18 protein-coding genes and 1 riboswitch are annotated in these 22,877 nt (G+C 46.7%); of the genes, 9 read left to right on the top strand and 9 right to left on the bottom strand.

The genetic code is table 11. The features are described 5' to 3' along the window. The first annotated feature begins 101 nt into the window (after positions 1-101). From HQQ92_RS02610 to HQQ92_RS02600, 3 genes are all read left to right on the top strand, one after another. Entirely contained in the window at positions 102-1,376 is a 1,275-nt protein-coding gene (locus HQQ92_RS02610) for an Nramp family divalent metal transporter (RefSeq protein ID WP_173242876.1), read from the top strand. Positions 1,377-1,516: 140 nt separating this feature from the next. After that, positions 1,517-1,981: a DUF1456 family protein gene (locus tag HQQ92_RS02605; RefSeq protein WP_168824742.1), complete on the top strand. Its 465-nt coding sequence runs from the start codon at positions 1,517-1,519 to the stop codon at positions 1,979-1,981. A 269-nt stretch (positions 1,982-2,250) separates the two neighbouring features. After that, positions 2,251-3,939, top strand: a complete 1,689-nt coding sequence (locus HQQ92_RS02600) for an NAD-dependent malic enzyme (protein ID WP_105250164.1) — start codon at positions 2,251-2,253, stop codon at positions 3,937-3,939. A gap of 132 nt (positions 3,940-4,071) precedes the next feature. Here HQQ92_RS02600 and HQQ92_RS02595 read toward each other — a convergent pair whose 3' ends face one another. Together HQQ92_RS02595 and HQQ92_RS02590 are read right to left on the bottom strand one after the other, a co-directional pair. Then, complete coding sequence (locus HQQ92_RS02595; protein WP_105250165.1) at positions 4,072-4,506, bottom strand: DUF3069 domain-containing protein; 435 nt, start codon at positions 4,504-4,506, stop codon at positions 4,072-4,074. Positions 4,507-4,538: 32 nt separating this feature from the next. Continuing rightward, positions 4,539-5,063: a phosphatase PAP2 family protein gene (locus HQQ92_RS02590; protein WP_173242874.1), complete on the bottom strand. Its 525-nt coding sequence runs from the start codon at positions 5,061-5,063 to the stop codon at positions 4,539-4,541. Between the two features lie 220 nt (positions 5,064-5,283). Here HQQ92_RS02590 and HQQ92_RS02585 point away from each other — a divergent pair, with 220 nt between their 5' ends. Next, the gene (locus HQQ92_RS02585) at positions 5,284-7,140 is read left to right on the top strand and encodes a GGDEF domain-containing protein (protein ID WP_173242872.1); all 1,857 of its coding nucleotides are present in this window, start codon (positions 5,284-5,286) and stop codon (positions 7,138-7,140) included. Here HQQ92_RS02585 and HQQ92_RS02580 read toward each other — a convergent pair. After that, the gene (locus HQQ92_RS02580) at positions 7,137-7,934 is read right to left on the bottom strand and encodes an ABC transporter substrate-binding protein (RefSeq protein ID WP_173242870.1); all 798 of its coding nucleotides are present in this window, start codon (positions 7,932-7,934) and stop codon (positions 7,137-7,139) included. The two genes, HQQ92_RS02585 and HQQ92_RS02580, sit on opposite strands and share 4 nt — an antisense overlap. A 174-nt stretch (positions 7,935-8,108) precedes the next feature. Between HQQ92_RS02580 and queG the strand changes: the two genes are divergently transcribed. Beyond that, a complete protein-coding gene (queG, locus tag HQQ92_RS02575; RefSeq protein WP_173242868.1) occupies positions 8,109-9,311 on the top strand; it encodes a tRNA epoxyqueuosine(34) reductase QueG in 1,203 nt (400 codons plus the stop codon). Between the two features lie 93 nt (positions 9,312-9,404). Here the strand turns inward: queG and metE are convergent, their stop codons facing one another. After that, the gene (metE, locus tag HQQ92_RS02570) at positions 9,405-11,675 is read right to left on the bottom strand and encodes a 5-methyltetrahydropteroyltriglutamate--homocysteine S-methyltransferase (RefSeq protein WP_173242866.1); all 2,271 of its coding nucleotides are present in this window, start codon (positions 11,673-11,675) and stop codon (positions 9,405-9,407) included. A gap of 200 nt (positions 11,676-11,875) precedes the next feature. Here metE and HQQ92_RS02565 point away from each other — a divergent pair, with 200 nt between their 5' ends. Then, positions 11,876-12,781 (top strand): LysR family transcriptional regulator, encoded by a 906-nt coding sequence (locus HQQ92_RS02565; protein ID WP_173242864.1) that lies wholly within the window; start codon positions 11,876-11,878, stop codon positions 12,779-12,781. 80 nt (positions 12,782-12,861) lie between these two features. Here HQQ92_RS02565 and HQQ92_RS02560 read toward each other — a convergent pair whose 3' ends face one another. The 3 genes from HQQ92_RS02560 to HQQ92_RS02550 form a co-directional block, all read right to left on the bottom strand. Further along, a complete protein-coding gene (locus HQQ92_RS02560; RefSeq protein WP_105250172.1) occupies positions 12,862-13,590 on the bottom strand; it encodes an HDOD domain-containing protein in 729 nt (242 codons plus the stop codon). Between the two features lie 279 nt (positions 13,591-13,869). Next, positions 13,870-15,831 carry a TonB-dependent receptor gene (locus tag HQQ92_RS02555; protein ID WP_173242862.1) on the bottom strand — a complete coding sequence of 654 codons (1,962 nt, stop codon included), beginning with the start codon at positions 15,829-15,831 and terminating at the stop codon, positions 13,870-13,872. Positions 15,832-15,939: 108 nt separating this feature from the next. Continuing rightward, a riboswitch (cobalamin riboswitch) is annotated at positions 15,940-16,174 on the bottom strand. Positions 16,175-16,308: 134 nt separating this feature from the next. Next, on the bottom strand, positions 16,309-17,751 hold the full coding sequence (locus tag HQQ92_RS02550) for a hypothetical protein (RefSeq protein WP_173242861.1): 1,443 nt from the start codon (positions 17,749-17,751) through the stop codon (positions 16,309-16,311). Positions 17,752-17,985: 234 nt separating this feature from the next. On the opposite strand from HQQ92_RS02550, the gene rihA reads away from it, so the two are divergent. From rihA to azu, 3 genes are all read left to right on the top strand, one after another. Then, the gene (rihA, locus tag HQQ92_RS02545; protein ID WP_173242860.1) at positions 17,986-18,942 is read left to right on the top strand and encodes a pyrimidine-specific ribonucleoside hydrolase RihA; all 957 of its coding nucleotides are present in this window, start codon (positions 17,986-17,988) and stop codon (positions 18,940-18,942) included. Positions 18,943-18,961: 19 nt separating this feature from the next. Further along, a complete protein-coding gene (rbsK, locus tag HQQ92_RS02540) occupies positions 18,962-19,873 on the top strand; it encodes a ribokinase (protein WP_173242859.1) in 912 nt (303 codons plus the stop codon). A gap of 290 nt (positions 19,874-20,163) precedes the next feature. Next, the gene (gene azu, locus HQQ92_RS02535) at positions 20,164-20,640 is read left to right on the top strand and encodes an azurin (RefSeq protein WP_028759449.1); all 477 of its coding nucleotides are present in this window, start codon (positions 20,164-20,166) and stop codon (positions 20,638-20,640) included. 97 nt (positions 20,641-20,737) lie between these two features. Here azu and HQQ92_RS02530 read toward each other — a convergent pair whose 3' ends face one another. Further along, positions 20,738-21,922: a DUF3103 domain-containing protein gene (locus HQQ92_RS02530; RefSeq protein WP_173242858.1), complete on the bottom strand. Its 1,185-nt coding sequence runs from the start codon at positions 21,920-21,922 to the stop codon at positions 20,738-20,740. 379 nt (positions 21,923-22,301) lie between these two features. Beyond that, positions 22,302-22,604, bottom strand: coding sequence for a DUF3622 domain-containing protein (locus tag HQQ92_RS02525; RefSeq protein ID WP_105250177.1), 303 nt, complete (start codon positions 22,602-22,604; stop codon positions 22,302-22,304). Positions 22,605-22,877 lie beyond the last annotated feature (273 nt).

Genomic DNA, 22,877 nt, shown 5'->3' with positions numbered 1-22,877 from the left:
ACTCACTTAGCGTTAGCGCGGCTTTAACATGAGCGCAGCCTTAACATGAGGGAGTGTTCGATTCCCCAGATTAATTTTCAACAGGCATTTTTAATAACGACATGACAGAATCTTCAGTAACTTCTCCTTCATCCTCTTGGATGACACACCTAACTCTCGGCATTAAAGCCATGGGCCCAGGTGTTCTTATGGCCGCCGCGGCGATTGGCGCATCCCATTTAGTCGCCTCGACTCGGGCGGGCGCCGAATTTGGTTGGCAACTAGCTTGGGTTATTCTTGGGGTGAATTTACTTAAGTATCCCTTCTTTGCAGCTGGCGCACGCTACACAGCTGCCACAGGGGAGAGTCTACTGCACGGCTACCAAAAACAGGGCCGAGGTTACTTACTGCTGTTTACTGGGCTCAATGTGATCGCCGCCATTGCCAGTACTGCAGGGGTATGCATGTTAACCGCCGCTATGTTGACCCAATTTATTCCGCTGCCCATCGATTGGTTAGCCCTGCTGGTATTGCTAAGTTCATTGGCTTTACTGATTTTAGGCCATTATCAACTCCTTGATAGACTCACTAAGATCATCATGTTCGCCCTAACCTTAACCACCTTAATTGCCGTGGCCTTAGCTTGGGATCACGCTCAACCATTAGCGAGCAATTTTGCCTCTCCTTCACCTTGGCAATGGGCCCATGTGGGATTTCTGGTCGCCATGATGGGTTGGATGCCAGCCCCGATTGAAGTCAGCGCTTGGAATTCTCTCTGGTTGCTCGAAAAACAAAAAAGCCAGACAGTGACGAAAGCGCAGGCGCTGCTCGACTTTAACTTAGGCTATATCATCACTGCGATCCTCGCGATCGTGTTTTTGTCCTTGGGCGCTTTAGTGATGCATGGCAGTGGCGAACACTTTTCAGATTCCGGCGCGCAGTTTGCTAATCAATTGATTAATCTTTACAGCCAAGTGATGGGCGGCGAGAGTCGTTATCTTATTGGTATTGTGGCATTTCTGTGTATTTTCAGCACAACAGTTACAGTGATTGATGGCTATAGCCGTACCTTAGATATGGGCTGGCAGTTACTCACCTCAAAGACCAGTTCAGACAAACGCCTCACAGGGATCATGCTCGCCATCAGTGCCTTTGGCTTATTACTGATCCTCTTCTTTAAAGGTGCACTCTTACCGTTACTCGAGTTTGTGATGATCTTGGCCTTCATGACCACAGTCATTTTTGCTTGGTTAAATTACCGCTTAATGACCAGCAAACAGCTCCCCGAGACAGACAGATATGGCGCTAAGATGAAACTCCTCTCTTGGTTTGGCCTGATTTATCTACTGATTTTCGCAGCACTGTTTATCTATTGGTACAACATCATTAAAGGTTAATTGCCAGAATGTTTATGCCGGAGCAATAAATGGCCTTAACTAACTGCCATTAAATTCCCGCTGAATTCTGCAATTAAGGTGGTTTGGGTATATAATGCGGGCTCTTAAACCAGATAGCGCAGCCGCGCCAAGAGATGACCATGATTAATAATGATATTTTGCGCCGTTTGCGCTTCGTGTTTGATTTTAGCAATGCAAAAATGATTAAAATTTTTGCTAAAGCTGGAAGAGAAGTGCCTGTCGAAGAGATGATTGATCTTCTACGTAAAGAAGAGGAAGAAGGTTATAAAGCTTGTAACGACACGACCTTATGTCAGTTTTTAGATGGTCTTATCATAGAGAAGCGCGGTCTACGTGAAGGTGCAGAAATTCCAGCGCCCGTTTCACGTTTAAACAACAACCTCATCTTTAAAAAGCTGAGAGTTGCCCTCGAAATGCGTGAAGAAGACATAGTAGCAGCTTTGGCTTTAGCCGAAGTGCAAATGTCAAAATCAGAGCTAAGCGCCCTGTTCCGCAATCCAGACCACAAGAATTTTAAAGAGTGTGGCGATCAAATACTGCGTAACTTTATCCGCGGCTTATCACTTAAGTATCGCGGCGTATAACGCTAAACTTATGACATAAAACGCAGCTTAGGCTGCGTTTTTTTATATCCGTTTTTATCTACACCTGAGCTTGTTTGGATATAAACAAGACCTTAACAATTCCATCTCAACAACCTCAGAAATCCTGTTTAAAACAGCTGACTTTTTTACTGCTGCAAAAAAAACCACAAATACCTCGTTCCACGGACAACAAAGATCACATTTCATGATAACCTTACGTGACTTACAGCACGTATTGACCACTTAAACAATAACTCAAAAGGTTACCCATGGACGATAATAAACGCCCCCTCTATCTTCCGTTTGCAGGACCTGCCATTCTTGAAGCCCCACTGATTAACAAGGGCAGTGCATTTTCTGAAGAAGAGCGTATTTTCTTTAACCTCGAAGGCTTAGTCCCCTATGCCATTGAAACGATTGAGGAGCAGGCTTCTCGCGCCTACGATCAATTTAGAAGTTTCAATAACGACTTAGACAAGCACATTTACCTACGTAATATCCAAGACACAAACGAGACCTTATTTTATCGTTTAGTGCAAAATAACATCAGCGAGATGATGCCCATCATCTATACGCCGACAGTAGGTTTAGCTTGTGAACGTTTCTCGAAAAACTATCGCCGCAACCGTGGTTTGTTTATCTCCTATCCGAACAAAGATAGGATCGATGACATCCTCAATAACTCGACTCGTCAAAAAGTTAAAATTATCGTAGTCACTGATGGTGAACGTATTTTAGGCCTTGGCGATCAAGGTATTGGCGGCATGGGGATCCCTATCGGTAAGCTGTCACTCTACACTAGCTGTGGCGGTATCAGTCCAGCTTATACCCTGCCTATTACCTTAGACGTAGGCACAGATAATCCGCAGTTGTTAGAAGATCCTATGTATATGGGTTGGCGCCATCCTCGCATCGGTGGCGAAGAATATGCCGAGTTTATCGAAGCCTTTATGCAAGCCGTCCACGTGCGTTGGCCGGATACTTTGATCCAGTTCGAAGACTTTGCCCAAAAGAATGCCATGCCGATCCTAGAGCGTTATAAGGATCGCTATTGCTGCTTTAACGATGATATTCAAGGTACTGCTGCGGTTGCCGTTGGTTGCTTGCTCGCCGCGTGTAAGGCTGCGGGCACTGAATTGAATCAACAACGTATCGCCTTCCTCGGTGCTGGTAGTGCCGGTTGCGGTATTGCCGAAGCTATCGTGGCACAAATGGTGTCTGAAGGGATCAGCGACGAGCAAGCTCGCACTCAAGTGTGTATGGTTGACCGTTGGGGCTTATTGCTCGACAACATGCCTAACCTGTTGCCATTCCAGCAAAAATTGGCGCAGAAATGCACCAACATCCAAAATTGGAGCAATTTCAGCGACAATATTTCACTGCTCGATGTGGTTAACAACGCCAAGCCGACAGTGCTGATTGGGGTATCTGGCGTTCCAGGACTCTTCACCGAAGAAATCATCCGTGCTATGCACAGCCATTGTGCTCGGCCGATTATTTTCCCTATGTCGAACCCCACCAGCCGCGTAGAAGCGACACCGAAGGACATTTTGCATTGGACCTCAGGTCAAGCACTCGTCGCTACGGGCAGCCCATTCGAGCCTGTGGTTGTCGATGGTGAAACCTATGAAATTGCCCAGTGCAACAACAGCTTTATCTTCCCAGGTATTGGCTTAGGCGTATTAGCTTCTGGCGCACGTCACGTATCCGATGCCATGCTGATGGCTTCAAGTCGCGCACTTGCCGAATGTTCGCCACTGGCAATCGATGGTACAGGTCCACTACTGCCTAAACTGGAAGATATCCATGCGGTGAGTAAGCATATTGCTTTCGCCGTAGGTAAAGTCGCAGTTGAACAAGGGTTAACGCTGCCAATGAGCGATGAGATCTTACAGCAGTCGATTGAAGGCAATTTCTGGAGTCCAGAATATCGCCGTTACAAACGCACTTCGTTCTAAGCATAGCGTTGCCGCGACTTAAGTTGCAGTAAAACAGCTTAGTTGAGCGTTTGTGCTAGCCAGCAAAAAGCCCGTTACTTTGCAGTAACGGGCTTTTTCATTTCAGGCACAGTTTTTCATTTCAATAGAACACTAAGGTGCCATCACCTGTTTAAAGCTATTGAGCAAAGCGCGATCGGTACGCGCTTTCTTCAACTTACGTAGGCTTTCTTTGAGCGATTCATCGGCTAAGCGCGTAAAAATGCCATTATATTCTTGCTCTTGGATTGCACTATCGGTATCGGCTTGCTCAGAAATTTCTTGGGCGACACGACTCAATTGCAACCAAGCATTCGCGATATAGAAACCGTGGAATGCGGCTTGTTCCATTAGATTACGTGCACTGGCAGGTAAAGATGCCCAAGCTTGGCTAAATTTACCTTCCCTGTCTTCCAACAGTTCGGCACACAAACCTTGGTACGCTGCTAATAAGTCACCCGGTAATTTAGCCATTGGTAATACTTTATTCGCAACATTGTAAGAAATCTGCTCGGCAGTTTCGCGGTAAACAGCTGATAATTCGCTCATAAAAATCTCGATTCACATCCCAAAAAATAGTCTTAAAACTGACCACTCACATATAAACCATAAACGCCGTTACCCGCAATCGGCGTAACTGTAATCCCCTCATAGGGTTGAGTAAAATACCAACCCGCCAGCGCTCCAATCGCCGCGCCAGCTAACACATCCTCGAGATAATGTTGGTCGCTCGCCACTCGTGTGTAACCCACATAAGATGCGGCAACATAGGCAGGTAAACCATATTGCCAACCATAGCGCTGCTGAATAAACGTCGCCGCCATAAAGCTGTCTGAGGTATGACCCGATGGAAACGAATCATCGCCACTATCGTCTGGCCTGTCTTTACTCACACTATACTTAAGACCTTCAACAATTAACCGACTCGACACCGCTGCCTGAATTAACTGCCAACTACCGTCATAACCCTCTTCATAAAACAAGGTCGTGCCCATCGCAGTAGCGGGTAATAATAAATGCAATACATCGCCAGAGGTTTCTAAATCTGAGCCTGCCCAGCTAGTGCCACTCATCATGAATAATGCGGCACAGAGTAATTTCTTCAAGGGTGATTCCTTTGTGGGATAATAACCAAGGCGGAGTTTATACCTTGATCATTAACCGAATGCAAAATTGCTATACATCTATATTAAAAATGAACAAACAAGTTATGCTAAGCTAATAATTAGCTATTGATTTTAATGCGAACAGGAATCTTTTTTGCTACATAAACTTAGGTATTTATCATTCTCCTTATTGCTGCTTCTACTGCCGCTTAGCAACACTATGGCAGAAGAAAAAACTCAGGTTGATAAAATATTTGCAAGATTTGAAAGCGGCGTCCCTATGACCCGTGAAGAAATCGAAAGCAATCTAGTGTTATTAAGCAAACTAATTTCAACTGACGATGTCACCCGTCATGAAAAGCTGCAACTGCTTAAATGCTGGGATCAGAATACAGAAAACGACACCGCTATTGCACTGGCACTTAAAAATACTAACCAAGCACTGAGCAATATTCCGCCAACCGCCTCCCCCCATTTCATTACCGACCTCACGCTCTGCCGCTCTTGGTTTCTGCAATTAAGTGGTGATATGGATGGCGCGATGGAAGGCTATAATCTCAGTGTTAAACGTGCCTATGAGCATGAAGACCTTAAGCTAATCGCCGACTCGCGCAGCATTCGCGGCGCACTTTACTCTTATATTGGCGATTTTTCTGCGGCATTAGACGATCTCGTCACTGCACAAGATCTCTATGAATCACTCAATTTAAGCGGTTGGGCTAACATTAACCTTGCCGATGTTGCTACCAGTTTTAGACGTTATGGCGATCCCCAAAGTGCAATCCGCTATTACACCAAACTCAAAGCTCTCTATCTAAAAAACAATAACCAAGAACAGGCAATGTATGTCAACTCGGACATTGGCCTTGCCTTAGATGAACTCGGTGAACATCAACAGGCCGTAGATAATTTCTTAGTAAGTTATCAATACTTCAAGGAACATCAGCAGGAAAAAGTGGCAGCAACTATGGCAACGAATATTGCCTACAGCTTAATCAAACTCAATCGTCTAAACGAAGCCGAAAAGTATTTAATCGAAGCCGATACTGTTATTAATGAAAAAGATCTGACCGATTACAGCTTCATGAAGCTTTTTATGGCCGAGATAAAGTTTCAACAAGCTCGCTATAAAGAGGCGCTTACCGAACTTGAGCAAGGGGAAAAAGCCTTTCGCACTCTGCAGAATAATCGGGGACTCACTCAACTGCTGCAGCTTAAAAGTAACATATATGTGGCTATGAATGATTTATCTGCCGCCTACGGAGCGCTGCAAGAATTTGTTACCCTAACAAAAAAAGTCGATGGCAATTCTCTCTCCCATCATACGACAGAATTAAAGGTCAAGTTTGATACCAGTCGGATTGAATCTGAAAATCAACGCTTGATTGAAAACCAAAACCTTAAAGAACAAGAGCTCGCGCTACTCGAAAAGAACAAATCACTGCAACACATTATCCTATTACTAGCGGGCTTTATCCTGACGATAGTGTCTATATTCGCTTATAAACAAGTACATAGAAATCGCCAACTGCAAGTTATTGCCCTCACGGATTACCTTACCAAACTCCCTAATCGTCGGCATATTTATGCCCAAGCCGCGAAATATTTTCAGCAAGCCTTAAAACATCAAAGCCCTTTTTCAGTGATTATTTTTGATGCGGATCACTTCAAAAAAATCAACGATAACTTCGGCCATGAATTAGGCGATCGCGCCCTTATGACCATTGCAAATGCAGGCCGAGCCTTATCAGGTAATAAAGACCTCGTTGGCCGCATCGGTGGTGAAGAGTTTTTAATCCTATTGCCTAACACTGACGCCACAGGTGCGTTAGCGCTGGCGCATCAATTGCAGAACCATATTAGCCGCCTTAGCGCACAGAATTTACCAGCAGAACTCAAATTAACCGTTAGCGCTGGTGTCGCCACTTTAGAACCACAAAATAATACGGAAGATGCATATCAAGATAAAGATTTTGCCACCTTGCTAAAGCGGGCCGACAATGCTCTTTATGAGGCTAAAAATGCGGGCAGAAATTGTGTGAAATCAGCCAATAATGAGGCTTTAAGAGAGAATTAAACGGCCTTATGCCAAAACACTTGATGTTGTAATGGCGGTGGCAAAGTGCCAAACCATGTCTGATACAGACGACTAAATTCACCCGAGTCTTTCATTTTCTCAAGCTCTGTTTGCCAACTGATAACGGTTTCCGCCGACGTCCCTTTAGAAAAAGCTAAATAGAGATTAATCTCCGATACCACAAACACTTGGCGGATATCTGTCTCACTCGCGCCAACCTCTTCGAGTATCTGCTTTACCGCAAGATCCGCTTGGCACCAAAAACGAATTCGAGAAAACAGCAACTGTTTCGCCGATTGCTGTGGAAAACTCGCCACCAGCAAATTATCCACGCCCGCTTGTTGTAGCAACTGCGCACCCGCCGATTCCCGATAAACCCCCACAATATCTGTCGATTGAAGTTCAGCAAGTTGATCGAGAGCGATAGGATCTGCCGCCCTTGCGTACAATGCAATTTTGCTGGTCGCAATAGGACCGATAAAATCAAACTGCTCAGCTCGTTCATCATTAATTGACGTAGCAAAAAGTAAAACGTTCGCAGAGGTATTAGCAATCGAATACGCCCGAGCCCAAGGTAACACATCGATTTTTTCACTCTGACCCAGTCTTGATTGCAAGGTATTGACTAAGTCCACCGCAAAACCTTGCGGCACACCATTTTGCTCGTAACTCATGGGAGGCCAAGCTTCGGTCACCAATTTCAACTTGTCAGGCGCCGCAAAAACAAGATTAGGCATCAGGCCTAATAAGCTCATCGCAAGAAAACACGCCCTAAGGGGAATCGCACTCAGCATACGAATACCAAACGATAAACAGTAGACCTAATCATAGACTCAATCCCAACAGCAAATAAACAAATACCCCAAAGAAAATATCGCCTCACGCCCCCTTCTGAGTAAACTCGTCCTCAATAAGTGAAAACTGCTATCATATTGCCACCTAGCCAAGAGCCTCGCTGCAATCAATTCATGTCAACTTTAGTCAATCAAACCCCAAGCCAATCCTATGCCAGCATGCTGTCGCGGCTCGCTCTGCAAATTAAAACGTGGGGAAAAGCACTCGGATTTGCGCAGGTTGGCATTTGCGATACGGATTTAACCGCTGAAGAAGCCAAACTCCAAGCATGGCTAGACAAAGGTTTTCATGGCGAAATGGCCTATATGGCTACCCATGGCATGATGCGCGCTCGCCCGCAAGAACTGCATCCGGGCACAGTGCGGGTGATCTCCGTACGGATGGACTATTTGCCACCCGAAGCTGGCTTTGCAACGAATCTCACCGATCCCAACTTAGGTTATATTTCCCGTTATGCCGGAGGTCGCGACTATCACAAGTTGATCCGCGCTCGACTTAAAAAGCTCGGAGATCAAATCAGTGCAGAGTTAGTTGCTCTCGGTTTCGATGCCGCTGACTTTCGCCCCTTTGTTGACTCAGCCCCTGTACTTGAGCGCCCCTTAGCAGAAAAAGCCGGTATAGGCTGGACAGGTAAACACTCACTCATACTCAACCATGAGGCTGGCAGTTGGTTCTTTTTAGGTGAGCTACTGATCAATTTGCCTCTACCTGTGGATATTCCCATTCAAGAAGGCTGTAACACTTGTGTCGCCTGCATTACCTCCTGCCCAACGGGTGCAATCGTAGAACCTTATGTGGTCGATGGCAGACGCTGTATTTCCTATCTCACCATTGAACTGCAGGGCGCTATTCCCGAAGAATTTAGGCCACTCATGGGCAATCGCATCTATGGCTGCGATGATTGCCAACTCGCGTGTCCCATCAATCGCCAAGCGCCGCTGACTGAAGAAACTGACTTTCATATTCGTCCGCAGTTAAAGCAACCTGACCTTCTCAGCCTTTTTGCTTGGAGCGAGGCCGAGTTTCTTAAACAAACTGAAGGCAGCGCCATTCGTCGCATTGGACATAAACGTTGGCTACGTAATATTGCAGTAGCACTGGGTAACGCTCCCGCGAGCCCAAGCATTATTGCCGCACTTAACGCCCGCAATCACAGCGAAGATATCGATGAGATAGTGCGTGAGCATATTGAATGGGCGCTTAATGCCCAGCAATCGCGCCTTGCTGAAAGCGCAGCAACTGAACAACAAAAAGCCCGCCGCAAAACCGAGCGCATGGTGCGCATTATCGAAAAAGGCTTACCGCGAGATGCTTAAGTCAATCGGCAAGCAATAAACAACGGATGCATAAGCATCCGCTGTTACTAATTCAATAAGCTCAGTAAAAAAATATTTCACTCAAGCATAATATTAACCAAGGCGGCGACGTAGTTCTCGCGTGGCATCGACCATGTTTTTCAGTGCGGGTTCAACTTCATCCCAAGTACGGGTTTTTAGGCCGCAATCTGGATTAACCCATAGCTGACGTACGGGCACTTTTTGCGCCGCTTTCTCGATTAAGTGCACCATGGCCTCCACACTTGGAGTGTTTGGCGAATGAATGTCATACACACCGGGGCCAATTTCATTTGGATATTCAAAATCTTCAAAGGCGTTGAGTAACTCCATCCGTGAACGCGAAGTCTCGATAGTAATCACATCGGCATCCATGGCGGCAATCGCGGCAATGGTGTCATTAAACTCGCTGTAACACATGTGGGTGTGGATTTGAGTCTCATCAGTCACGCCAGCAGCGCTGAGTTTAAAGGCATTCACCGCCCAATCTAAGTAGGCTTGCCATTCACTTTGTTTCAATGGCAGACCTTCACGGAAGGCGGGCTCATCGATTTGTATAATGCCAATACCGGCATTTTGTAAATCCACCACTTCATCACGGATCGCCAGCGCCAGCTGAGTCGCAATCACATCGCGGCCGATATCTTCACGGGCGAATGACCAATGCAGAATCGTCACCGGGCCAGTCAGCATGCCTTTTACAGGCTTGTCGGTGAGACTTTGGGCAAACTCGGCCCAATCAACCGTCATCGCCTTTGGACGGCTAACATCACCATAGATCAACGGCGGCTTAACACAGCGTGAACCATAACTTTGCACCCAACCATTTTTGGTAAAGCCAACACCCGCAAGCTGCTCACCAAAGTATTCCACCATATCGTTGCGCTCGGCCTCACCATGAACCAGTACATCGATACCGAGTTTAAGCTGGCGGTCGATTGTATCGCGGGTGACTTGCTGCAATTGCTCTGTATATTGTGCATCACTCAGATCGCCCTTGCGCCAACGACTGCGTAGTCCACGGATTGCTGGTGTTTGTGGGAAGGAGCCAATGGTGGTGGTCGGCAACAGAGGTAAACGGTATTTCTGCTGCTGCACTGCTTGGCGTACGCTGAAATCACTGACGCGCTCATAATCGGCAGATGTCAACGCGGCAACGCGGGCAATCACTTGACTGTCGGCGGCCTGCGCTTTCGCCTCACGGCGCGCCAAACAGGTTTGCACAATCTCTTTTGCCGCGGCCGATTCAGGTGCCAGTAGCAATTGGCGCACATTGGCCAGTTCGAGTAATTTTTGCTTCGCAAACGCGAGTTGTTGACGCAGCGCAGGCTCAAGCGTGGCTTCCACCTCTAAATCCACAGGGCTGTGCAGGAGTGAGCAAGAAGTACCGATCCACAAGCGATCTCCGAGATCACGGGCAACCGCGCCTATGCGTTCGGCAATTAAATCCGCCTCTGCCGCCCACACGTTGCGGCCATTGACCACACCCGCCGACAAAATTTGATCTTGACCAAGCGCATTGGCAAAGACTGCCAATTGATCCGGCGCTGTGACTAAATCGACATGCAACCCCGCGACCGGCAAGGCCGATACCAGCACTTGATGGTGTGCGATACCGCCGTAATAACTGGTAAGAAGGATCTTCACCTTCGCAGTGCTGAGTGCTTGATACGCCTCAATGATCGCCGTTTGCCATTCGCCATCCAATTCCAATGCGAGAATGGGCTCATCGAGCTGTACCCAATGCACTCCCTGAGCAGCAAAACGCGCCAAAATGTCAGCATAAGCAGCTAATAAATTGGGTAATAAGCTTAACTTATCAAACTCTTGGCCCACGGTTTTAGCAAGGAACAAGTAGCTAACAGGGCCGAGTAGCACAGGTTTTACTTTATAGCCTAAGGACTGCGCTTCACTGACTTCATCGAAAAATTGCTCATAGGCAATCGAAAACACTTGGTTTTGGCTGAGCTCAGGTACCAGATAGTGATAGTTAGTATTGAAATACTTGGTCATTTCAGAGGCTGGCGCATCTTGGCCCGTTGGCGCTCTGCCGCGGGCAACACGGAATAAAGTATCGAGATCGATTGTCCCTTCACCACGATGACGCTCAGGAATGGCATTTAAAGTCGCGCTTAAGGTCAGCACTTGATCATAAAAGGCAAAATCACCTACGGGAACTTGCTCAATGCCCGCAGCAGCTTGCCACTGCCAATGGGTGCGGCGAAGTTCACTCGCCACTTCACGTAATTCCACCTGAGTGCTCTCACCACGCCAGTATTTTTCTAAGGCAAATTTCAATTCACGACGACGCCCAATACGGGGAAACCCAAGACTATTTAATTGCATACTCTATCTTCCTTTATTTGAGATAAGCCACATTCGGCACTTGCACCCACCAGATTGTTTTCTCTTGGCACTTTTCAGCACTTCAGCCTTGATAAATAACAATGGGCGTCTGGACGTCTAGAAGTTTATTGTGTTAGTCTCTATGCCAGCAACCGAATTGATTTCAAGCACAACATGAGCGAAATTCACTTGGAGTGAACATGATCGAACTAAGACACCTGCGAACCTTAATGGCCCTGAAAGAAAGCGGCAGTTTGGCGGGCGCAGCCAAAAAACGTTTTGTCACTCAATCCGCCCTCTCCCACCAGATTAAGGAGTTGGAGCAAAGGATTAACTCGCCCATTTTTGTGCGTAAGAGTAAGCCACTGTCATTCACCCAAGAAGGTGCACGCCTGCTGCATCTGGCCGAAGAAATTTTGCCTAAAGTGTTAGAAACCGAGACAGATTTGAAGAATGGGCTGGAAACCGAAACCAATCAGTTGCGTGTCGGCATTGAGTGCCATAGCTGTTTTCGCTGGTTAATGCCTGTAATGGAGCAATTTAGGCAAGATCATCCGGCAGCCGAGTTAGACTTGTCGAGCCGTCATCTGTTCGACTCGCTCAATGCCTTAGAAATGGGTGAACTGGATATTGTATTAACCTCAGATCCTGTGCCTGGGCATTCACTCGCCTACCAGCATTTGTTTGATTTTGAAGTGAGGTTAGTGGTTGCTAAGGATCATCCTTTAGCGAAAGAAGCCTATGTCACCCCTAAGCAATTAGCACACTTGCCTATTATCAGTTATCCAGTGCCGTTGACACGTTTAGATATTTATCGCCACTTTTTAGAGCCTGCGGGCATAGAGGCGGGCGAGCAAAAAACCTGTGATTTAACCATGATGTTATTGCAACGCATCGCCTGTAAAGACGGCATAGCCGCACTGCCAAGCTGGTCGATTAATGAAGGACATGGACTGAGTCTCGCTACGGTAAAACTCGGCCAAGAAGGCCTGAAACGACCGCTATTTGGTGCCTATCGCCGCCACAGTGCTAACTCTGCATTGATCCAAAATTGGTTACAACTGGTGGCGAGGGAAGGTTTATCCCGCCAGCAGAAGACGAATTAATGCGGGTGACATTGAATAAAAAAGCCTGCGAATGCAGGCTTGTTTATTGAGTCAAATGACTATTTCATAGCATCGACAAATTACAGCGGATTCATCAACAATCCACGCATAGACAAGACACGGCGCAGTATCAACCCTGATGAATTAGGATTACGGGTCTGACGCAAATTATGGGCGATCATAAATTCTTGACGCAGATCCTGATCGAGATCTAACGCCTCGAACGCTTCGATGGTTAAGGTCTGTTGTTGATTATCAATCAATGACTTAATCACACTTAAAGGAAATGACTGTTCGGCATTAGCATTTAAATAGGCAAATGCGGTCAGTGCGATAATTTGGCCGAACACACTGAACAGAGCTAAGGTTTGTACTTCGTCAGCATCAACCTCCACACCTTCCATATCCGCTAAGCTATCTACCGCATCCGTTGCAATATCTTCAGTCAGCTTCCAATAACCTTGGACCAACTTTTTATAGGGCTGTGGCAGTTCATCGAGGCGTTCTTTTAAATAGAACGTAAAAGCGTAGCGATAGATATTAACTTGACCTAAGCGGATCAAAGCTTCTTTCAACGAACGAGTTTTGTGATTTTCCACTACAGCAGCCTGTGCGGAATTACTGCGCATAAGCATGTGCGCTGCCAATGCGGGATCGCTCGAGATAATGTCAATCACATTACGAATGTCGCCTTCAGCAAGGATCGCTTTTTTGAGTGGAATTAGAATTCCTCGGCGGCCAATCACTTGCTCTTCGTTCGCTATGATAGCTCTAACTTGAGTAAAAACCTGTTGCTCAAGATCAGTCATAAGACACTTTACACCTGTTTATTAACAATAAGATGATTCGGTTACAGCTCACATCATACCTAAAATACTAAGAATTTCAGCCATAAACAGCAGAGTAAAATATAAATTACTCCTATTTAGTGATGACTGCCCGCTAACACTATAGATAACGACAATTAAACCACTCTACTAAAACGATATTCAAGACTATACCTATTTTAAGATTTATTCTTTGAACTCAGCGTAAAAAATAAAAAGCCAGACTCAGTCTGGCTTTGTTATTAGATAGCTCATTAATAATTAGAAGCGGTAGCCCACAGTGAAACGAATATCACGGCCTCGACCAGAATAGTAACTATCCCCCCAATCGCCACCGTAATAACCTGCACTGACATAATCTTTATCGAATACATTATCGATACGCAGACTTGCAAGCCAAGCATCACGATTATAATTCAAGGCTAAATTACCAAGCACGTAACTTGCTAGCTTATCACCTTGATTAGCGTTATCGCCTTCAATAAAACGATCACCCGTGTAGATAGCTTCGGCAAATACTTGGAAATGCTCAGCAAAATCCATGCTGACATAACCGCGTCCCGTGTGTTTTGCCACCCAAGACAGCTCTTTGCCATCGTTAGCACCATCGGTAAATTCGGCGTCGGTATAGTTATACTCTAGCCCGAGTTGCAGCGCTTTAGTGATCTGCCAATCCCAATCGGCACCCGCGCCATAACGACGAGAAGCGTCGGCATTTACGTTTGCACCGTTGAAATTTCCACCTATGGGTTTAACTGCACTCGAGTCATAAACAATTTCATCCTCTAAATCGAGACGATATAGGCTGACTCGCAGGGTTTGACTAGCGACAGCCCAATCCCAACCCGCCTCATAGGAACGGCCTGTTTGCGGCTTTAAGCCAAATACGCCCGGCGATGTATAAGCTTGCTCATCCACTTTGGCAAAACGGAAGTTATCATCGGCGCGCACATAGAGTCTGTGCTCCGCAGTTGGGCGGTAATTTAAACCCAGTTCGAATGCGTGGGCATTTTCGTCTAAATCCATGCCATTAGGATAAACATTGCCATCGACTAACTCATCGGTCACCCGCGCATATCGTCCACCCACAACGTAACTTAAAGTATGACTTAAAGGCACTGTAGCTTGTAGATAGGCGCTTTGCATTTGCTGCACATTACTGCGCGCCATAGTGTCAAAATCAGCCTTGCCACGGCTGATGTCTAAACCTGTGACTAGGTTTAGCTCGCCTTGACGCGTACTGTAATTCGCTAACGCTTTAGGGCTAAACATTAACAGTGAGCGTGTGTTATGGCTGTTCGCCCCCCAATTAAGAGAAGACACCAAGGTATCGCTATAATCTAAATCCGCCGCCAGCGCCCAGTTTTGATTAAGCTGATGCTGGTAACCCGTTCGCGCCGCAGTGGTCATCTCGTGGGCATACTCTACCTTATTTAATGAAGCACGGGGATCGTCTTTAAATTGCTTTTCAGTAAGCGAGCCCGGATTTTCACGATCGTTATCGTAGTAGCTGGTTTCAACAAAGAAGGAGTCTGTGGCTGTTTTATATTGAATGCGGCCAAGAATAGAGCCGGTTTCGTTGGCATTATGCTGGCGATAGTTGTCACCTTGGTTGTAACTACCGGTGAAAAAGTAACGCCAATCTTTGTTGATCGCGCCAGACACATCACCACGACCTTCATAGGTATCAAAACTACCGCCAGATAACTGCACGCTGCCGCCAGTATTTTCAGGGGACTTAGTGACAATATTAATCACCCCACCCACGGCTTGATCGCCATAAAGTACACCTGCACTACCCGATAAAATTTCAATACGATCCACTTGATTAAGCGGAATGGCATTAAGGCTAGGTGCGGCGATATCGATATTATTGAGACGACGACCATCAAGTAAAATCAGCGTGTTATTAACGGCAGTGCTGGCGCTAAAACCGCGCATCGCAAAGCTAGTTCCAATATTGTTATCCGAAATTTGAATACCGCTTTGACCACGTAAGACGTCGGTCAAATTAGTCGCGCCACTCATTTCAATCGCAGCGGCATCAATCACATTCACATTGGCGGCAATATTTAACGGGGTCTTATCAGAGCGGCCGATCACGACAAGATGCTCGTCGACTTTAGCTGTGCTGGTATCGTCAGCCGCCATAACGGGCGCGATAATTGAAAAACTGCAAAGGCTGCCGATCAGCAGCGCGATTTTTGTTGGATTTGTTCCCATTTTACCTTTAACTCCTGCAAGGAAAACGGGGCATTGACGCCACGATACCGTTAATTCAGTCGTAAATACTGACGGTGATTATCGCATTTTGAGATCTGCCCACCGAAATCTCAAAAACACCTTTAGGGCCGGTCTCCGGACTTAGGCTATGTTAATCCATTAAAGTTGGATTAACACGAGACTGACCTTTCACATTCTGACTTTCGGGTTCTGTCTTGAACACACCAATCAAACGCGGTCCTCTCTCACCTTTTACCGTTGCGGGGGCAGTGCCAGAATTTCACTGGCTTCCCGATTATCTCACGACGCTATCATCGCAAGCACCACAGAAGGTTGACTCAAAATTAGGTTCAAAGGGCGTACAACCTGTTAACGCCCAACAAGGCTCAGAGCATATCAGACCTGAGCGCGCGCATTATAGACGTCTATACGGATGAAAGTCCATCAATCTCAGATTAGCGAGAAAACTCACATGAGCTAGAAAACGCCATCCCAGTTTTTTGCCGCAGGTTTTGGTCTGTCTTGGCTCAAAATCGCCTGACGCTGCTCAGGAGTTTCGCATTGGGCAACGGGGGTAAAATCCAGCGGTTTAATCACTAACGAGTCAGCAGGTTGTACCGGCGACTTGTCGAACATGGGCAAATTCATCGACCAAGAGACCAGCTCCCCCTTTTCGCTGATGCCAACATAACCGTCATTTGCGCCATCTAACCAAGTGAGTCGCGGAATACGTGCAATCAACTTCTCCACATTTTCACGGTTGGCGCGATAACCAACAGGCACCACTTTGCCATCGGGACGCGTAAACACAAAGGAGGCAGGCCCTCGAGTAATGATGCTGCCTTCCTGCCAATATTTATCAAGAATCTCTTGGGCATAGTGAAACCCAAACATATGAGCGTAATCAGTATCGTCGGCCACTATTTGCGGCACGGCCTTATCCCGCAGTAATAAAAAGCCTGAGCCAATGCTAATAATCTCTTTTACCCCTGTGATATTGGTTTTTTTAATCCAATCGACACCACAGTTAATCCCATCGCCCCAAAAATGCGCATCCCCCGTAGGACTTAAAATCGCAAAGGCACAATTGTTTGCCGTCATACTCGCCACATCCTTTAAGGCGCTGCGGATCGAGTAAGCATCACTGCGCCAACCCCAACTCACCACAGTGCCGTCCTTTTTCAAGGCGGCATAGGTGTGTTGAAAATATTCGATCTTCGCTACATCCGTAAGCTGCGGGAGTAACTTTTTCATATTGGTCGACTCTTCAACCTGCCCCCAAATCACTGCACTGCCCTCTTTTTTGAGGGCGACAAAACTGCGTCCTCTGGCAAAGATATCGACAACATCAACTAATTGATCCTGCACATGTAAGCTATTGCCGCCGTAGGGGCCATAACCCCAAGTGTGTACCTTGCCATTAGCATCAAGGGCCGCAATGGCCTCTTGATTAGCGAACAACTTGGTAATATTGGTCATGCGGTTTTGCAGGGCTTTGTCGAGGCTCAATTTCCCCACATTACCCCAGTAAACCACAGTGCCATCTTGACGTAGCGCGGCAAACCCGTCCTTAACTGGGACGATTTGCTTAACTTGCTTAAGCTGCTCCGTCACCTCCCTGCTATCACCGCCAGCATAACTGTCGCCCCAAGTGATCACCTCACCGGATTTAGTTAACGCCGCAAAGGCCGAACTGTTGTTGACCACAGTCTCGACTGCGGGTAAATCACAGGGAATATGGCGATACTGTGGACTCGGATTTTCCTTAAGTTGGAGCAATTTGCCGTTATCAAACTGCAGCAATGACTCGTTATTACTTTCCAGAACGGCCATAGGTTGAGGATCGCTACAGCCAGAGATCTGCATGGCAACCATGCCCGCGAGTAAAGCCTTAGGCCAAGTGATTCGATAAGTGAGCATTACTTATTTCCTTGTATTTGCTTGGATATGTCATTCAATGTTGTGCAGCGGACAGAGCGAGAATGGATTTACCTAACATCGCCTAGTGTCAAAAATGGGCAGAATTCTAGCAGCTTGTTGATAAAAAGACGAAAATGCTCACAGTTTACTCTGCAAGTCCCCTCCACAGGCTAGCGCCTAACTGATGGCATGCTATTCTAAGCACTCATCACCGCTGTTTAAAGGAGTAACAGTATGACTCGCCCTATTATTCTGGATTGCGATCCCGGCCATGACGACGCTATTGCGCTCATTTTAGCTCTCGCCCATCCAGAGCTGGTTCCACTGGCCGTCACCACCAGCGCCGGTAACCAAACGCCGGATAAAACGCTCAATAATGCCCTGCGGATCTTAACCTTATTAAATCGCAGTGATATTCCTGTCGCTGGCGGCGCCGTCAAGCCATTAGCTCGTGAATTAATCATTGCCGACAATGTCCATGGTGAAACCGGACTCGACGGCCCTGCATTGCCTAATCCAAGTTTTAGTCCTCAAGCCATTACCGCAGTTGAATTAATGGCGCAGCAAATTCGCCAAAGTCATCAGCCAGTAACCTTAATTCCCACAGGGCCGCTGACTAACATCGCCCTTTTACTGGCGAGTCATAGCGAGTTACACGATAAAATTGAGCGCATAGTGCTAATGGGCGGCGCAGCCGGTGTCGGTAATTGGACCCCAGCCGCCGAATTTAATATTTTTGTCGACCCCGAAGCCGCCGATATTGTCTTTAAATCCGGAATTCCCATTACCATGTGCGGCCTCGATGTAACTCATCAAGCGCAGATTATGGACGAAGATATCGAACGCATTCGCGCGATTCAAAATCCAATTGCTCAGTGCGTCGCCGAATTATTGGATTTCTTTATGATTTACCACAGAGATCCTAAATGGGGCTTTATTGGTGCGCCATTGCACGACCCCTGCACGATCGCTTGGTTGCTTAAACCTGAGCTATTTGAGGCGCAAGATTGCTGGGTAAGCATTGAAACCCAAAGTGAGTTGACCTTAGGCATGACAGTGGTCGATCGCTATCAGCTAACAGGTAAAGCCGCCAATGCGACTGTGCTGTTTGGGCTCGATAGGCAAGGCTTTGTCAATTTACTGGTAGACAGTTTACGCGTCTATGATGCAACTTATCTCAATCGCAGATAAAAATGACAGTGAGTCTTCTATGAGCCAGATACTCGTTATCGGCAGTGCAAATGCCGACCATGTGATGAAATTTGAGTACCTGCCCGCTGCAGGGCAAACCTTAATGAGCCGAGATTACCGCCTCGAACAGGGCGGCAAAGGGGCCAATCAAGCCGTCGCCTGCGCGCGCTTAGCCAAATCAGGTTCACGCACTGATTTTATCTGCCATCTCGGCCAAGACAGTATCGGCGATGATATGCGTCAAAGCTGGATGAAAGATGGCATCAGCACGGAAGGGATCCGCCAAATAGCCGGACTGAGCACAGGCACTGCCATGATTTTTATCGGTGATAACGGTGAGAATACGATTGGCGTTGCCGCAGGTGCTAACGCCAGCCTTTCACCCGATGACTTAGAAGCTCATTACGCCCTGTTTGCTAATGCGGAGTACTTGTTAGCACAATTGGAAACGCCCGCTGCCACAGTGGCAAAGGCGCTGCAAATAGCCAAGAATCTTGGCGTGACGACTGTACTAAATCCTGCTCCAGCGACGGCACTTGGCCAAGATGTACTCAAGTGGGTAGATATTATTACCCCCAATGAAACCGAAGCAGAAGCCTTAACGGGAGTTGAGATCAACCATCTTGATGATGCACACATGGCAGCGCAACTTCTCCACCAGCAGGGAGTAAAGATTGTGGTCATAACCTTAGGTAGCCGTGGCGCATATATCAGCAGCCCAGGTTTTAATGGGCTAATACCTGCGTTTGAAGTGCAGGCCATAGACACAGTCGCCGCAGGGGATACCTTCAATGGCGCCTTAGTTGTGGGCTTAAGCGAGGGCATGTCGATTGCTGCAGCCGTGGGATTTGCCAATGCAGCCAGTGCCATTACTGTCACTCGCCCAGGTGCACAACGTGCGATTCCCTATCGACAGGAGCTTTCGTACTAAAAACGTAAGAAGTTCTGAAATAGACGCCCTGCGTTATAAAAAATTACAACTTATAAATCAAACACATAAATAATAGTTCCTGAGTACTTAGTTCACTAAAGCTAAGTACTCACCTATGTTTACCGCTAACAATTTTGCCGCCAATAACAATGTAAGCTTTCAACCTAAAGTTGCATATACATAATTTACACGCTGATTTCATTCCCATTTAATGAAGATTGCTTATGCTGGCAGGTGCATGTCCGAGTCAAAACGGCTCGGCTACCCTTGTTCAAATAAGGAAGTACCAGATGAAAGCAAAAAGCACAGCTTTACGTAACGTGACCAGCACTAGCCTAATCGGCCTAGGATTATTATTCGCTAGCCAAGCGAGTGCCAACGAATGTGAACTGAAAATTGCCGCCACTGATGCAATGCAATTTGACACTAAAGAGCTGTCAGTACCTGCAAGCTGTAAAGAAGTGACCTTAACCTTAACCCACTCAGGCACTTTGCCAAAAGCAGCCATGGGCCATAACTGGGTATTAACTAAGGCAGCCGATATGTCAGCAGTAGCAACTGAAGGCATGAGTGCAGGTCCTGATGCAGCCTATGTCAAAGCGGGTGATACGCGCGTTATCGCACACACAGATTTAGTGGGCGGTGGCGAATCAACGTCTATCACCTTTAGCACTGCCGGTATGAGCGCTACCGAAGCCTACCAATTCTTCTGCAGTTTCCCAGGTCACTGGGCGATTATGCAAGGCAGTTTCAAGTTAAAAGCTTAAAGGAATGGCCTAGCCTCACCTTAAGTTAGTCAATAAAAAAGCGGATCTTAGGATCCGCTTTTACATTTCAGCCATTGCATTTAGCCGCACTAATCCATCATGGTCTTGGTTGGATGACTAATGGAGCAAAACTCGTCATCGCATTACCGTTAGCGCCGTTCAAGTTAGGATATTCAACCCCTTCCTGTAAAGTGTAATACACGTCGACAAAGTCATCGTCATTGGTGAACCAAGCATCCGGCATCACACTTAAAATACCATTGGTGATTTGCGGGATCAGCGCATAACCCTGAGCTTCAGGATCGGGGATCGACTTTAAGATCTGCTCCGCCGCTTCCAACAGCTTAGTGGCCAACACTTTATAGTTAGTACCATCGTCATGCTCCATTAAGATCATGTCCGCAGCCGCCCAACGATAACGCTCCCAATGTATGATGATTTGATTCGGATAATAGGTCGTATCCGCATAATCTAAATAGGGCATTTCGACGATATCGAGCACAGGCTCTTCACGGCTTGGATCAACCCCAGTCACTATGCCGTAAATTTCGGCACGACCAGAAATCCACGGCTCATGGTCATCCTTCAAGGATATTTGTTTGATCACTGTGGTTGAAATCGGCTTGTCTGCCACCGCCTGTGTTTGCGCACGGCTCAGTAGCGCGCCCTCTTTTTTTGCCGATTGTACTTCGGCAAATGTCGCCCGCATCACCTCTAAGCCAGCCACAAAGGCTTTTTTGCTATCGATACCGACCACAAACACTGGCTGCTGCGGCAGGTTATACACGTCTAATTGATGCACTTGCCCATGAATATCAAAGGCTTCAATATAATCCCACTGACTCTCGTCACCATCGGGCTCATAGGCAAATAAAGGAGACTCACCTTGCTGCCATGAGGTCAGCATGGCTTCATCCGCTAGACGCACTTGCACCAGAGAATCCGCTTTGGCACTTAAGCCCTTCACTCGGCGAATTGATGCATCGGCTTGGGTGATCACATTATCATTGAGCCTATGTTGGGACAGAATCTCATCGGCATTTACTGCCAACTGATACTGGTTTATTTCAGTCTGTAAGATAGGTGCGAGCTGCGCATATTGATGGCTTAAATCTAACGCCAATGCCCGTTTAGTATTGGTTAACTGCGCTTGTGCATCCAAAGTCGAATCCTTTAGCGACGCTTGTAGTAAGCGTAATGCCTCTCCATCTAAGGCTTGGCCATAACTCAGGGTTGCCGAAGCCGACAAACACAGCAATAAACTGGATTGAAGTAGTTTCATAGGAGTTCCCTTACCTTGATAAAGTTAAACGTGCGTTCGAATTCCTTACATATGAGCACAGAGCAGCATCTAAGTAAATCAAATGATAATAGTTATCGTTAATTATTAATGGTATAGGGTACGTAATCCCGGCTAAATGCGATAAAAACAGGCTAATGACAGCATCAACAGATCAGTCCAGCCGAACAGAGTGTATGAAGATAAACGAGGAAATAGGATGAAATGAATTGATATGCACAGTTTCGCGAGCGACAAAAACACAAAAGGCAGATCTTAAGATCTGCCTTTTGCTGTTCATCGCCAGAGTGACGTTTCAGAACGCGTTATGGCTCCCTAACAGTCACACTGGCTTGATAAGACAAGGTTAAACGAATGAGTATTACTCTTCGTCGAAATCATCTTCATCAAGATCTTCGGCATCAGTAGCCGCTTCAGCCGCTAATGCTGCGGCTAATTTTGCTTTAGCTTGTTTCTCTGAGCGACGTTTATTGCGCTCAGTTAACGTGCCTAAAAACACTTGTAATTCAGTTAAGCCCCAAGCTTGCGCTTCGGCTTCAGTCGCAAAGCCATCGTGGCTCTTAGACACAACTGTTTTAGTTGATGTCATGCGACGAGTGATTTCAGTTTTCCAACCGTTGTCGCCCTGTGTCACGCGAAAATCGTATTTTTTGCCCTTGCTCATTCTGCTCTATTTCCTAAATGATGCTTGTCACGTTTGTCTTATCAAGCGAACCAAACGCTCATCATAAAACAAAAGGAGCGCAGTGTACTTGATTTCGGCCCAGAAAGATCGCCCAGATGAAAATATTCATGCCAGTTTCATTGACTCGCTCAGTGGAGTCAATGCTCACATCTAAAGCAACACTGTGCATATATCCCGACCGTCCTCTGTCGAAGGCAGTTTATCGCAAGCTAGCGTGCCTTAGATAATCGTCGTGCAAACGGTATATATTCT

The sequence above is a fragment of the Shewanella sp. DC2-4 genome (assembly GCF_013248875.1).
GTDB classification, from domain to species: Bacteria; Pseudomonadota; Gammaproteobacteria; order Enterobacterales; family Shewanellaceae; genus Shewanella; species Shewanella oncorhynchi.
Note: the sequence above shows the minus strand (reverse complement) of the source record. Positions and strands in the feature narration are given on the sequence as shown.